This window comes from Microcystis sp. BLCC-F209 (assembly GCF_041928595.1).
Taxonomy (GTDB): domain Bacteria; phylum Cyanobacteriota; class Cyanobacteriia; order Cyanobacteriales; family Microcystaceae; genus Microcystis.
Map to the genome: position 1 here is coordinate 1 of NZ_JBHFLL010000316.1, position 14242 is coordinate 14242.

The following is a 14242-nucleotide window of genomic DNA, read 5'->3' on the forward strand; positions in this document are numbered from 1 at the left end:
TCCCAGGTTTGGTGGGTAAAATGTATTCTAGGATACAGTACTGCTGGCGAGTGAGTGGAACGAACCACAAAGACACAAAGGACACAAAGATTGATCGATCATATTGTAAGTTAAACTGATCACACAGAACCTAGAAGAGCCGAAAAATATGTGTACCTCACTAGCTTAGGAAACGCTATATTTACAGATGTTGTGCGATTTAATCCTTATTTTTGACGTTTTTGAACCCTCAAAAAATTAATTATGCAAGAGGTTTAATTTAATCTTAATTTCGGGTGTGTTAGCCAAAACTAAGTGGGTGGGTGGAATTAAATCTAGGATGAACGTAGGTTGGGTTGAAGCATGAAACTCAACGCCCGATTATGTTACGCTACCGCTAACCCATCCTACAAATAATTGTGCCTCCCTACTTAACACACTTCAACTTTGTACCTCACCATTAAGATATAGGCGTTATTTTCAATAATAGCCAATGGCTGCCGACCGTTCCCTCGATCGCCACTTGTGGAAATACCGCTGGGATGAGTTAGAATCGGAAAGGAGAATTTTTGAGTAACCATGATCAAATTACGTCTAAAACGCTTTGGTAAAAAACGCGAAGCCAGTTATCGTATCGTTGCGGCCGTTAGCACCAGTCGTCGCGATGGTCGTCCCCTAGAGGAGTTAGGATTTTACAATCCTCGCACCGATGAAGTGCGTCTGGATGAAGAAGGAATCATCCGACGCTTACAACAAGGAGCGCAACCGACGGACACCGTGCGCGGCATTCTCACCAAACAGAAAATTTTCGAGAAAATCAATGCCTAGTACCCCCAATTATCTCGAACTGGTGAAATTTATGATCGAGCCGTTTTTGGAAGATCCAGCCAGTCTGAGATTGGATATCGAGCGCTGTAAGGAAAATGAACGTCTTTGGGTGCGTGTAGCCTTCGATGATGTCGATAAAGGCAAAGTTTACGGCCGGGGAGGACGCAATTTACAGGCGATTAGAACTACCCTAGAAATGGCGGCCGCGAGTGCGGGTCGCTCTGTTTATCTAGAAGTCTATGCGGCCGAAAATGAAGGCGAACAGCGCCGCACCCGTCGTTCTAATGGTAACTTTGAAGGTACGGAAAGAAGGCCGAGCAATCGCCGACCACCTGCACCCCGGCAGCTCAACAACTAACGAGCGATTTTAGGAAAACAGGGAAGGGGTTTCAACCTCGACCCTCTCCAGTTGCTCTAATTGCTGCCAAACTTTGGCGAGTAGAGTGGTTAATCCGGCTCCTGTTACGGCGGAAATAGTCAAAATCTCGGCATTGGTTATTTTAGCAAACTGCTTTTGATAGTTATCTATCGTTTCCTCGTCCACAGCATCAATTTTGTTGAAAACCAGTATTTGCGAGCGCTTTTCTAAGCCTCGACCATAGGCGGCTAATTCCCCTTGGATAATTTGATAATCGGCGATCGGGTCCTCTGATGTCAAAGAGACAAGATGAATTAACAGGCGTGTACGTTCGATGTGGCGCAAAAATTCGTGTCCTAAGCCGATTCCTAGGTGCGCTCCCTCGATTAATCCAGGAATATCGGCGAATACCGTCCCATCTCCCGTGGGTTTGCGTACCACTCCCAAGTTAGGAATGAGAGTCGTAAAGGGATAATCGGCGATTTTGGGACGAGCAGAGGAAACGGCCGAGATTAGGGTGGATTTTCCCGCATTGGGCAGCCCGATAATGCCCACTTCCGCTAATAACTTCAATTCTAGGCGTAAATGGCGTTTTTCTCCGTCTAAACCGGGTAAAGCGTATTCGGGTGCGCGATTATTATTACTTAAAAAGTGGCGGTTGCCTAATCCCCCTTTTCCCCCGGCAGCCACGATTAAAGTCTGTTCGGGAGTGACCAAATCGCCGATAATTTCCTCGCTATCGAGATCGTAAACCACGGTACCACGGGGAACTTTAATAATGCGATCGCTACCGTTGGCTCCGGTGCAGTTGTTAGGGCCGCCCCGTTTACCGTCATCGGCCTTAAAATAGCGACTATACTGGAAATCTAGCAGGGTTTGCAGGTTCTGAGTCGCCACAAAAATCACCGAACCACCTTTTCCCCCATTACCTCCGGCCGGACCGCCAGCGGGGACGTATTTTTCCCGACGGAAAGCGACAATTCCATCACCTCCCTTACCCCCCTCTACTTCTATTTCGGCGCGATCAATAAACTGCATAAGATTAAGTAGTTAAAGTGAAAAAATGATCAAGCTTAAAGCTGTTATATGTTAATATCTTGCCAATTTAAAGCTTCTGCAAATCCCTGAAAATGTTTGACATTAGTAGTAGTGTGGAAGGAACCACAGAGACACAAAGGACACAAAGATCGCTACCATATAAGTTAAACTTATCACACAAAGAATAAGAGAGCCGATATTGTTTTTTTATAACTGCCAATGAGCAAGAATAAGTAATAGGACAAAATTAACTTCTTAGTTAGGATAGGCAAAAGGCACTCATGCAAGAGGTAGTTAGATATGTCTAATTAATTGTGTCCAGCTACTTAATAATATCCACATCAATATTGTAATTATCAGCCGTTTGTTTGCCAATCTTTAGAGTTTCTAGCCAAGGCTATAAAGCTTTAAACCTAAAGGACGAGCATTATCAATCGCGGTCTGAAAATTGAGCAAACACTGGGAAATTTCTTGGTCTTGCTCATCGGTTATTTGTGACCGTTTTTGTCGTCTTTGTTCTAAGATAGCCAAAGCCGAACGATTTCGTTTAATTTGTTCTTTTCGCTCCCAATCTGGATAATTGACGAGTTTCGGTTTTAATTGATTCATCTCTTTTAAGTAGGTAGGTGTTAAAAATTGCCAGACACCCCCCTTATCAAGGGGGGAAGGGGGGATCAAAGACAGAATCTATCTTCAATTTAATTGATTCATCTCTTTGACTGGAAATTGTCTATCACAATCTTAGCCGATCCCTTGACATCTCACAACTCCAGTCACTATCCCCAAGACTTTAAGTACATTTGTTCGTAAATAAAAAACTTGTTTCTGGGCGGGGAATCCCTACAATAGGAAACAGGATAATTAGTAGCAGATGAAAACCGATGGGCCAGTTTTTTAAACAAACTTTCGCTAGTTGCTTGGGAACTTTATTGGGATTATTGGCATTTTCGGTCTTAGGTGTGGGGGGATTAGCATTTTTACTGCTTTCTTCCCTTATGTCTAGCGATAGCTCCTCAGTTAAGGAAAAATCGGTCTTAGTTTTTAACTTAGCCACCAATATCAGCGATGCTCCCCCTAGTTCCAGTTTAGCCGATAGTTTGACCGGTGAGAGTGCGACCACTTTAAATTTACGACAGGTAATAGCGGCGATCGAAAAGGCCACCCTTGATGATAATATTGTCGGTCTGTTACTCTACGGCCGCGGCACTGTCGGTGAATATGGCTATGCTACCCTGACGGAAGTGCGGCAAGCTTTGGCAAATTTTCGCCAATCAGGTAAAAAAATTATCGCCTACGATGTGGAATGGACGGAAAAGGAATATTATCTCGCTTCCGTTGCTGAAAAGGTGATTATTAACCCCGTGGGGAGAATGGAAATTAATGGTTTAAGTAGTCAACAAACCTTTTTTGCCGATGCACTAGAAAAATATGGTGTGGGGGTACAAGTGGTAAAAGTGGGTTCTTTTAAAGGTGCGGTGGAACCCTATACGCGTCAGGATTTAAGTGTCCAGAATCGTCAGCAGCTGCAAACCCTACTCGATACAATTTGGTCTAATTATAGTTCCACAGTGGCCAAAAGTCGCAATTTAACCCCCCAACAGCTGCAAACTATTTCTGATACTCAAGGTGTTCTGGAAGCCACCACAGCGAAAACGGCGGGTTTTGTCGATGAAGTGGCCTATTTAGATCGAGTAATTGTTTTAGCAAAGGAGTTAACAGGAGAAGCAAAAAATAAAACTAATGAGGAGGTAAATTCTGACTCTTTTTCGCAGATTTCTTTAGCTAATTATGCTAGTTCTCTTGATGAGGAGGAAGATAGTAGCAATCAAATAGCGATAGTTTATGCAGAAGGGACAATCGTAGAAGGTCAGGGAGATAGAGGCGAAATTGGTGGGGATAAATTGGCGAAGGAACTGCGAAAATTACAGGAGAAAGAAGAGGTAAAAGCGGTAGTTTTGAGAATTAATAGTCCGGGGGGAAGTGCCACTGCTTCTGAGGTGATTCTGCGGGAAATTAAGCGTTTAGATGCGAAAAAACCAGTAATTATTTCTATGGGTGATGTGGCAGCTTCCGGGGGTTATTGGATCGCCATGGGGGGTCAAAGAATTTTTGCCGATAGTGATACAATTACTGGTTCGATCGGTGTGTTTGGATTATTGTTAAATATTCAGAAAATTGCTAATAATAATGGCATCGATTGGGATACGGTGAAAACTGGAAAATTGGCCGATATATCTACTATTACCAGACCGAAAAATTCCCAGGAATTAGAAATTTATCAAGCGGCAGTTAATCGGTTCTATGATTTATTTATCGAGACGGTGGCCCGGGGGCGAAAATTATCCCCAGACAAGGTTAGAACTGTGGCCCAAGGTCGCGTCTGGACGGGAAAAGATGCGGTTAAAATTGGTTTAGTTGATCAAATTGGTGGTCTAGAAGCGGCAGTACAATATGCAGCCAAAACAGCTAAATTAGGGGATGATTGGAGTCTTAAAGAATATCCTCGATCGCAAAGTTGGCAAGAAGAACTTTTTTCTGATTTATTGCAAACCTATCTTCCTCCTCTCACTAAAAATAATCACCCTTTGACGCAGGAATGGCAAAATTTTCAGCAGGAATTATTGAAGTTACCTACATTTAACGATCCCCATAGTGTTTATGCTAAGTTACTTTTTAATCTCGATTTTCGCTGATATTATGTAAAAATAATGTTCCCTAATTCTGAAATTCTTTGACGACAAAAATTTCTATGAATCGCCCTAATAGCGTTATTCTTGGTTTAGCCTATATTCTGGGATTATTATCTACAGGTCTGCTAGATTTTAGTCCCCAGTTAAACCGATGGCAAGAAGTGGTAATTAGGATTGTTATTCTTGGTTTAATTACCCTGTTAACCACAATTTTTATCCGTCGTTTTTGGTGGCAAAGTCCCCCGAAAAAAATTTGGCTGATAGCGGGATTAATAGCTATATTTGCCGTTGTTTATCTGGAAATTCGCACTCCTTACCCCACCGCAAACGATATCAGTCATCTTTTAAAAAATAATGTAGTTAACTCTATTAAAATCACGGGGAGTATTAGCTCAGAAGTTCGTCTCAATCGCCGAGAGAATTTACAATTTTGGTTAGAAGTAAAGGAATTTAGCCTTAGGAATTTACCCACAGAAAAATCCGAAGGTAAACTCTACGTTACTCTCCCAAATCTAGCAGAAAATCAGGTTTATTCCGGACAAGAAATAACAGTTAAAGGATTACTTTATCGTCCCCGTCGTGCCAATAATCCCAATGCTTTTGACTTTGCTAATTATCTAGCGCATCGGGGTGCTTTTGCTGGTTTAAAAGGGGAAATAATTATCGACAAAAAGTCACCAAATTGGGGAGTTTGGCAGATTCGTCAGCGCATTGTTGAGGCACAAATTCAAGGACTAGGCCAAGAAAAAGGGACTTTATTAAGTTCGATTACCCTCGGACGACAAGCGGTTAATTTGCCAGCAAAAATCACCGATTTATTTATTAAAACTGGATTAGCTCACATTTTAGCAGCTTCTGGCTTTCATGTGGCTATTTTGTTGGGATTTGTTTTAACTATTACTCGCAATTTATCCCCCAAACAACAGTTTATTATTGCCCTTACTGTCTTAATAATTTACGGCACTTTAACCGGGTTACAACCTTCAGTCCTGCGAGCGATTTTGATGGGAATTGGGGCATTAATCGGTCTGCTTTATAATCGACAAGTTAATAGTTTAGGTTCCCTGTTACTAGCGGCTAACATTCTATTATTATGGCAACCTCTCTGGATTTGGGATTTAGGATTTCAGTTAAGTTTTTTAGCGACTTTGGGATTAATTATTACCGTTCCTTTACTGAAAAATAAAATTGACTATTTACCTAATTTAATCACTGAACCTATAGCTATTAGTCTAGCTGCTAGTCTCTGGACTATGCCTTTATTAATGTTTACATTTAACTCGATCGCTCTTTATAATATCCCGATTAATATTATCACAACCCCCCTAGTTACCCTAATTAGTTTAGGAGGAGTTTTTACTGCTTTTTTAGGCTTAATTTATCCCCCTTTGGGCAGTATCGGCGCTAGTATTCTCTATTACCCTCTAGAGTTATTACTGCAAATTACCACCTTTTTTAGTCTGCTTCCTTTTAGTACCTACTCCACAGGTAAATTATCTTTAGGAGTGATGTTAATTATTTATATTTGCCTTACCTTAATCTGCTTTAATATCTGGTTTCGTCAACGGTGGCATTTAATCGGTTTATTTATTCTCGCTGTAATTTTAATCCCGATTATTTATCAGCATTTAACTTTAACTCAGGTGACAGTTTTAGCCACCAAATCGCAACCGGTAATCATTATTCAAAATCGAGGAAATACTCTCTTAATTAATGGAGAGGAACCCGCAACGGCCCGTTATACAGTTTTGCCCTTTTTGCGACAGGAGGGAATTAATCAAATACAAGGGGCAATAACCGTTAATAATTCGGCGCAATTCTCAACTATTACTGAGGACATACCGATCCAAAAAACTATTAATTTATCCCAGTTAGAAAAATTTAATCTCGGCGAAATTACTGGACAATTGATCGAGAAAAATTTATTTAAATTTCAGGTAAAAAATCAATCTTGGCTCTGGATTATCAACCCGAAAAATCCCGTTAATTTATCCCAAGAATTTAGCCCCCTAGTGTTATTATGGCAGGGAAGCAATCTAGATAAACAATGGTTAGAGTCCATTCGACCACAAACAGCGATCGCTATCACTAACAATCTCTCCCGTAATGTCAGAAATCAACTGAGAAAGGCCGGGATTAAGACTTACTGGACAGGAAGAGATGGAGCAATTCAATGGACAGAAAAAAATGGATTTCAACCCTTTCTAATTAACGAGTGATGTGTACCACCAAAACTGAACAGGGAGCATGATGTACCACATAATTACTGACACTACCTAAGATTAACTCAGATAAGCCCGATCGACCGTGACGACCCACAATAATTAAATCTACCCCCTCTTGCTGGGCAACTTGACAAATCTTCTGTCCCGGATCACCGATGTAATAATCAGCCCGGGCTGTGATATTATCTTCCTTAGCTCGATCGACTAAACCGTTTAACCAAGCTTGTAATTCCGCCTGCATTTCTTCGGTGATTTGTTGTTCTAAGGCGATCATATCGGAGGGATAACCACCACCATAACCGATCAGATTACCATAAATAAAAGTTTCCGTGTAGGGAGTCAAAGGTTTGGACAGACTATAAACAATCCGCAACTCACTAGCGTAGGTTTTCGCTAAGAGAATAGCCGTATTCAATACCTCTGGAGTGACATCTTGATAATCCACAGCCACGAGAATTTTATTATAGAGTTTGTTGGTATCCCGATCGACTGAGAGTGTTTCCGTATTATTCATCGAATTAACCTCCTCGATAGCAGATAAAGTCAGGGTTGAAGTTAATCTTTTTTCCCACCGGCTGCCAGCAATACCCTGGGGAAATAGCCAAAAATTGCTGAAAGCTGATGATCGATCGCTGATGATCCCCTACCTCTAGTGTGACATTTTTCGGATAATGTAGCTAAATCCCCAAAAAAATTAACAATTTACCCCACTGTCACCCCTGTCCTCACTTATGGCAGTTATCTTAATGGTGAGGTATGAGGTTTTCGTTTTGGGGAGACTCCGAGACGATACCCGATCGGTTTATACTTCATCTTTATGAGAAACGCCCTATTTAAGTAGGTGGGTGGAATTAAATATAAGATGAACGTAGGTTGGGTTGAAGCATGAAACCTAACGCCCCGATGGGTTACGCTACCGCTAACCCATCCTACAAATAATTGTGCCTCCCTACTTATAGTTTTAACCAATAAATTGCTTGATCGGTGTTGATAAGCTAAATTTTTTAGAAAAGTATTTATCTTAAGATACAATATGCTTGAGATTTTTTGCAGCAGAGGATCTAATCAAATGAATGAAGATAGCAAAAATTATGAGATGCAAATTCTGGCAATGATGATCAATCAGTATTTAGATGATATGGTATCTCTGAGTGAAGAAAAATTAAATCAGCTAGAAGCAAACCGCGATCAGATTGTTTGGGATTTAGCCACAAGAATTTACAAGGAAAGTGGTCATAAAGTAGAATTTCATATAATACGAAACTTAATTAATTCTAGAATTGAAGTTATGAGATATCAGTTATTTTTCAGTCAATCCAGTCTATTGGAATCAAGGAGAATCAATGAAGAGAAAGCTATTAAAATAGCATCACAAAAAGCTAATGCTGTTATTAACGATAAAAACAATGATGATACCGAGAAAATAACGTCACAAGACAATGAACGAAAACTGGCAATTTTTATCAAAGTTCAAGAGATAATTAGTGATCAATTAGATGTGGAAAAGTCTGAGATACCTATTGATGATGAACTATTTTATTTAAAATCTAAGGAAAACGTCGGTAGTTATAGTTCTTATCGTTCTTATAGTTCTTGTAGTTCTTTTGTCCGGAATAGTTGGTCTGACTTATTATCAAATTGGGGAGGAGATGAACTTGATACACTTGAATTAATCATGACTTTAGAAGAAGAATTCGATCTAGAACTTTCAGACGAAAAATGCCAAGAATTTACAACAGTGAAAAAGCTAGTTGATTATCTTGCTGAAAATTTAGGCAAGTAACAATCTTAATTTTTACGAAAATATCTCAAGTTATCAGCCAAATATAGCTATAATCCAATTAGAGCGAGTTCTAAACCAACAACTTATGATTAGTCGCTACATTGTCGCATGGCTCCCGATGATCGTAATAGGAATTAGTAACGGTATCCTCCGAGAAACCACCTACGGAAAATATCTCGATGAACTACGCGCTCATCAAATTTCTACCCTGACAGGAATCCTCTTTTTTTGTCTTTATATTGGCACTCTTGTCTATTTTTTGGGTCTAGAATCGTCCGGTCAAGCAATTACTATCGGTTTAATTTGGTTAGTATTAACAGTGGGTTTTGAGTTTCTATTCGGCCATTTTATCGCCGGTCAATCTTGGGCAAGATTAGGTCAAGATTATAATCTTTTAGCGGGACGAGTTTGGATTTTTGTTCTCTTGGTCATTACCTTTGCTCCTTTGCTATTTTATCAACTTTTTTCTTAATTATGAAAGCTATTATCATTAATCGCTATGGCGATAGTAATGTTCTCCAATACACAGACATAGAAAAGCCAATTCCCCAAGGGAAAGAAGTCTTAATTAAGATTATGGCAGCGGGAATTAATCCGATTGATTGGAAGATTCGTCGGGGAATGCTCAAAATAGCCACAGGTAATAAATTTCCCCTGCAATTAGGTTTTGATTATGGGGGAATTATCGTTGAAAAAGGTAGTCAGGTGGAACAATTCCAGATCGGAGATGAGGTTTTTGGTTTTCTCAATCAATTACCGGGTAGAACCTATGCTGAATATGCAATTATTCCCGCTTCCCTATTAGTTAAAAAACCGCCTAATCAGAGTTTTATTGAAGCTGCCGCCACTCCTTTGGCTGCTTCTACCGCTTTGCAAGTCTTGCGCGATTTTGGCAATATTAAAGCAGGAAATCGGATTTTAGTTAATGGTGCATCGGGAGGAGTGGGTAGCTTTGCCGTGCAGATAGGAAAAATTTTCTCCGCACAAGTAGATGGAGTTTGTAGTAGCAAAAATATCGATTATGTCACCTCTTTAGGAGCCGATAAAGTTATCGATTATACCCAAGAAGATTGGAGAAAAACTGAGCAGAAATATGATATAATCTTCGATGCTGTGGCTAAGTCTTCTTTTTGGCACTGTCGTCAGCTTTTAAAACCCCAAGGCACCTATATAACCACCCTCCCAAATCCCGGAATTATCTTCCTAAATTATCTCGGTGCTTGGTTGCCCCAAAAAGGGAAAGTGATATTTTTTGCTCAAGCACAAGCGTCTGACTGGCAATTTCTCAAAGAAGCGATCGAATCGGGAAAATTAACTGTTAGAATCGATCGCACCTATACTTTTTCCCAGGTGGTAGAAGCTCATAATTATAGTGAATCGGAAAGAGTGCGCGGAAAAATAGTCCTGATCCCCGATTAAGGATAAATAGTTAGGGTTTTTCCTGATTTTTTGGGGAACGAGTAAATAGTTTTAAGTAGGTAGAAACAGAGAATTCCTTAATTGGGAAGGTGATAAAAGTCAAGGGATTAATAGTAATAATAATGTTGCGGCTATCTCTTTGTACCGCCTTGATAATCTGTTTAGCCACCCAATCGGCGGACATAATACCCACAGGATTTAAATTACTCTTAAAAGGACCAAGAATTAGCTTTCTCACCACACAGGGGGCATCTAAACGACGCAGGGTAATCATATCACCGATCGCCCGTTTACTGAGTTCGTAGAGGGGACTAAAGGCAGGATTAACCTCCGCTTCCGAGGTATTCACCCAGACTTCCTTGCGGGCAATTTGCTCGTTAGTGCGGACAGTTTTGAAGAATAATTCCATTAAACGCCAGACGGAAAAAGTATTCACTTGGTAGGCTAATTCGATCGCTTCTGGGGTTCTTTGGCCGTGGACATTAACGCCATGATTTAAAATCAGTATATCTACAGACTTAAATAGGTCCTCAAGTTGCGTTTCTTCGCCGATTTGCCATTTCACGGTTTTTACAGGTACTGATTCGCCGTTAATTTCAATGGCGATCGCATTCTCCCCAGAAGTGAGCGCGATCACCTTGGCTCCCTTCAGTTGTAGGTACTTTAACAGCGATCGCCCTAAGGTTCCATTCGCTCCAGTAATGGCGATCGTTTTACCCTTGAGAGAAAGTGCCGTCCCCATCAATTTATCCATAAAGGTGAAAGTTCCACAATAATAAGCCTTTTGGTTATCAAAATGGTGTCGCCAGTGGTAAGTACGATTAACGCGCCATTGAGCCGGTAAACTCTCAAATTGCCCCGGACGATGGGTTAAATCGGTTAATTCCTCCAGATTAGCGATACCTAAACCTCGACCGATCGCCGTGCTGAGAAAAGCCAAAGTATAAAGGGAGCCTAACCAACCCAACCAAGGGCGATCGAAACCCCAAGAGTAGGCCATTAGTACCGGTAAAACACTGGCAGCCAACATGACCAAGGCCTCCGGTACATCATTGTACCAGTGGGCCCGACGATAAATTTCCTCGCTCATTACCGACAGATCGGGACGAAAAACCCGATGATGCCAGACGTGCAGACGATAAAGGGGCTGCCAATGGTGGGCTAGAGCATGATAGCAATCACGCACGATCTCCACCCAAATAATTGAGCCACAAATCAGTCCGACACAGAGGAGCAGGTTTGACATAGGGGATAAATGTTAAATTTTCTCAACGAATGTAAACAAAGCAATCTTAGCCGAAAAAGCGCATTTATGGGGAAAAAAAACCAATAGCTTGAAAAACTAGGGTTTCTTTGCCGAAAAAACTTAAGATTCTGTTAAAAATTTTAACAATTTTCGGTAAGATAAAGCAAGAAACAAGCGTCTACTTGAAAAGTTACTTAACCTGAGTCGATTATGGCAGAAAATTATTGGTCGCAAGAGGATGATAATGAAGAATTAGACCCGATTGGTTCCCTCCTATCTGACTGGTCCGATCCCGAAGACGAGGAGGACGAATTTAGAAGCGAAATTTTTCAAGGCCGATCGGGACGCAGACAGAAAGCAGCTTTTAGCCTCATGGCGATCTGGACAATAATTATCGGACTTCATTGGCTTAGTTGGGGTTATTGGGCAATTATCGCCCTAACTATGGTACTATCGGGGCAAGCTTTGCGGCTGCTGTTCACCAAACCGGAAACGCCGCCAATTCCCTTACTGGATCAGGATTTAGCCTCTGTCCCCAGGGTTTCTCTCTTAGTAGCGGCCAAAAATGAAGAAACCGTAATCACGAAACTGGTTAATTATCTCTGTCATCTAGACTATCCCCAAGATAAGTTAGAAGTCTGGATCGTCGATGACTATAGCACCGACAACACGGGTGCGATTCTCGATCGCCTTGCTTTAGAATATCCCCAATTAAAAATTCTCCATCGTCCTGCTAATGCCGGAGGTGGCAAATCCGGCGCCTTGAATCAGGTTTTATCCCTAACTAACGGGGAAATTATCGGCGTATTCGATGCGGATGCGGGATTATCCTCCGATTTACTCCGTCATGTCGTCCCGATGTTCGACGATGGAGAAGTGGGTGCGGTACAGGTGCGAAAAGCGATCGCCAATGCCGCCGAAAACTTCTGGACAAAGGGACAAGCGGTAGAAATGATCTTTGATAGCTGTTTCCAACAGCAACGGATCGCGGTGGGAGGGATCGGAGAATTGCGCGGAAATGGTCAATTTGTCCGTCGTAGTGCCTTAAATCGTTGCGGGGGTTGGAATGAACAAACGATCACCGACGATCTTGATTTAACTATTCGTCTCCATATCGATAATTGGAAAATTAATGTCTTAAATTTTCCCGCAGTAGCGGAAGAAGGGGTGACAACTGCGATCGCTTTATGGCATCAGCGCAATCGCTGGGCCGAAGGTGGTTTTCAGCGTTATCTCGACTATTGGAAAGCGATTTTAAAGTCTCCCATGCCTTGGCCGAAAAAGTTTGATTTAATTGCTTTTTTGCTCGTTCAATATATCTTACCTGCGGCCGCTATTCCCGATCTTTTAATCACAATTACCCAGCACCAAGCTCCGATTTTAACGCCTTTAACTGGTTTGGCTCTTTCCCTTTCTCTCTGGGGTATGGTGACAGGATTAATCCGAGTCAATACGGGTAGAAAATTCACTTTCGCTCTCGGTTTAGACATCCTTGCTCAAACCATTCGCGGCATGATTTATATGATGCACTGGTTTATTATTATTCCCAGTGTCAGCCTGCGGATGGCTTTGCGTCCTAAACGTTTAAAATGGGTGAAAACCGTTCATCTGGGTGAACATCTCAGCGCCGAGGTTTAATTTTCGAGGATAGACTCCAAAAACTTTGGCCTTATCAGGCTCGAAATCCCCTGTCAGTCAAGGTTACAGCCTTTGGAAACCCCTTTGGGAAAAATTTCCAATTTCCTTAATCATGCTTGCTGCCAATAATGTGTTAATTTAGATACAGAATTGAATTCCGTGACAGCACTGGGGTGGCGAAAAGCGCTCGCTCCAGTTTTTTTTCTCGAGAAAACGGGTTTCTTCAAGAAACCCGTTTTCTGTGGGGTTTTTTGCCGGAAGCATTCCCCTCTTTTCGTAGGTTAAGGGGGTGAGGTCATAACAATCCGTTGCCAAAACCGACTTTTCAGAATACAATACAGAAGAGTAGTCATTCATCACTCAGATTAGTTAAGATGATATTACATGACTAATAATATTGACCATGATCGCTTATTTAAGGAGTTAATCTCCACCTTTTTTGTCGAATTTATCGAGTTGTTTTTCCCTCAATTGATAGATTATTTAGATAGGGACTCGATTACTTTTTTAGACAAAGAAGTATTTACCGATGTCACGGAAGGAGAAAGACATGAAAGCGATTTAGTCGCACAAGTTAAGTTTCGAGGAAAAGAATCTTTTTTTCTGATTCATGTGGAGGCGCAGGAAAGTTCCCGCCAGGGGTTTAATCGGCGAATGTTTACTTATTTTGCTCGCTTTCATGAGAAATTTGTCTTACCGATTTATCCCATTGTAATTTTTTCTTATTCAAAGCCAAAAAGAGAAGCGATTAGTCAATATGTAGTCGATTTTCCTGATTTTAAGGTATTAGAATTTAACTATCAAGTAGTGCAGTTAAATCGATTAAATTGGCGAGATTTTCTTAATCAACCGAATCCGGTTGCTTCAGCTTTGATGGCGAAGATGAACATTGCCGAGAAAGAGCGAGCCAAGGTAAAAGCGGAATGTCTGCGCTTGTTAATCACTTTAAGGTTAAATCCTGCGAAAATGCAATTAATTTCTGGATTTATTGATACTTATCTCAATCTAAATCCAGTGGAAGAGAGACAATTTCAAGAA

General features: G+C 41.1%; 14 protein-coding genes. 9 read left to right on the forward strand and 5 right to left on the reverse strand.

The window, feature by feature from the left end; all coding sequences use genetic code 11:
• Positions 1 to 410 precede the first annotated feature (410 nt).
• Positions 411 to 560, reverse strand: coding sequence for a hypothetical protein (locus ACE1AQ_RS20915; RefSeq protein ID WP_157221709.1), 150 nt, complete (start codon positions 558 to 560; stop codon positions 411 to 413).
• Here ACE1AQ_RS20915 and rpsP point away from each other — a divergent pair.
• Together rpsP and ACE1AQ_RS20925 are read left to right on the forward strand one after the other, a co-directional pair.
• Positions 559 to 807, forward strand: coding sequence for a 30S ribosomal protein S16 (gene rpsP, locus ACE1AQ_RS20920; protein ID WP_002780060.1), 249 nt, complete (start codon positions 559 to 561; stop codon positions 805 to 807). The genes ACE1AQ_RS20915 and rpsP overlap by 2 nt on opposite strands.
• Positions 800 to 1165, forward strand: coding sequence for a KH domain-containing protein (locus ACE1AQ_RS20925; protein ID WP_008197276.1), 366 nt, complete (start codon positions 800 to 802; stop codon positions 1163 to 1165). Before rpsP ends, ACE1AQ_RS20925 begins: the two co-directional genes overlap by 8 nt.
• A gap of 9 nt (positions 1166 to 1174) precedes the next feature.
• On the opposite strand, the gene obgE is transcribed toward ACE1AQ_RS20925, so the two are convergent.
• Together obgE and ACE1AQ_RS20935 are read right to left on the reverse strand one after the other, a co-directional pair.
• The gene (obgE, locus tag ACE1AQ_RS20930) at positions 1175 to 2203 is read right to left on the reverse strand and encodes a GTPase ObgE (RefSeq protein ID WP_110544129.1); all 1029 of its coding nucleotides are present in this window, start codon (positions 2201 to 2203) and stop codon (positions 1175 to 1177) included.
• 387 nt (positions 2204 to 2590) lie between these two features.
• Entirely contained in the window at positions 2591 to 2812 is a 222-nt protein-coding gene (locus tag ACE1AQ_RS20935) for a hypothetical protein (RefSeq protein WP_253257691.1), read from the reverse strand.
• 272 nt (positions 2813 to 3084) lie between these two features.
• Here ACE1AQ_RS20935 and sppA point away from each other — a divergent pair, with 272 nt between their 5' ends.
• Both sppA and ACE1AQ_RS20945 read left to right on the forward strand, forming a co-directional pair.
• On the forward strand, positions 3085 to 4896 hold the full coding sequence (sppA, locus tag ACE1AQ_RS20940; protein WP_008197279.1) for a signal peptide peptidase SppA: 1812 nt from the start codon (positions 3085 to 3087) through the stop codon (positions 4894 to 4896).
• Between the two features lie 56 nt (positions 4897 to 4952).
• Positions 4953 to 7112: a ComEC/Rec2 family competence protein gene (locus ACE1AQ_RS20945; RefSeq protein ID WP_106909435.1), complete on the forward strand. Its 2160-nt coding sequence runs from the start codon at positions 4953 to 4955 to the stop codon at positions 7110 to 7112.
• Here the strand turns inward: ACE1AQ_RS20945 and ACE1AQ_RS20950 are convergent.
• Entirely contained in the window at positions 7102 to 7632 is a 531-nt protein-coding gene (locus ACE1AQ_RS20950; protein ID WP_110544124.1) for a universal stress protein, read from the reverse strand. The genes ACE1AQ_RS20945 and ACE1AQ_RS20950 overlap by 11 nt on opposite strands.
• Positions 7633 to 8187: 555 nt before the next feature.
• Here ACE1AQ_RS20950 and ACE1AQ_RS20955 point away from each other — a divergent pair.
• The 3 genes from ACE1AQ_RS20955 to ACE1AQ_RS20965 all read left to right on the forward strand — a co-directional run bounded on the left by ACE1AQ_RS20955 (position 8188) and on the right by ACE1AQ_RS20965 (position 10320).
• Positions 8188 to 8901, forward strand: coding sequence for an acyl carrier protein (locus tag ACE1AQ_RS20955; protein ID WP_008197282.1), 714 nt, complete (start codon positions 8188 to 8190; stop codon positions 8899 to 8901).
• Positions 8902 to 8986: 85 nt separating this feature from the next.
• On the forward strand, positions 8987 to 9373 hold the full coding sequence (locus ACE1AQ_RS20960; protein WP_374809150.1) for a hypothetical protein: 387 nt from the start codon (positions 8987 to 8989) through the stop codon (positions 9371 to 9373).
• 2 nt (positions 9374 to 9375) lie between these two features.
• Positions 9376 to 10320, forward strand: a complete 945-nt coding sequence (locus ACE1AQ_RS20965) for an NAD(P)-dependent alcohol dehydrogenase (RefSeq protein WP_374809152.1) — start codon at positions 9376 to 9378, stop codon at positions 10318 to 10320.
• Between the two features lie 10 nt (positions 10321 to 10330).
• On the opposite strand, the gene ACE1AQ_RS20970 is transcribed toward ACE1AQ_RS20965, so the two are convergent.
• On the reverse strand, positions 10331 to 11566 hold the full coding sequence (locus ACE1AQ_RS20970; RefSeq protein ID WP_008197285.1) for a bifunctional sterol desaturase/short chain dehydrogenase: 1236 nt from the start codon (positions 11564 to 11566) through the stop codon (positions 10331 to 10333).
• 210 nt (positions 11567 to 11776) lie between these two features.
• On the opposite strand from ACE1AQ_RS20970, the gene ACE1AQ_RS20975 reads away from it, so the two are divergent.
• Complete coding sequence (locus ACE1AQ_RS20975) at positions 11777 to 13204, forward strand: glycosyltransferase family 2 protein (RefSeq protein ID WP_110544116.1); 1428 nt, start codon at positions 11777 to 11779, stop codon at positions 13202 to 13204.
• A gap of 384 nt (positions 13205 to 13588) precedes the next feature.
• Positions 13589 to 14242, forward strand: a 654-nt coding sequence (locus tag ACE1AQ_RS20980) for an Rpn family recombination-promoting nuclease/putative transposase (RefSeq protein WP_374809155.1), incomplete at its 3' end; no start/stop codon positions are given.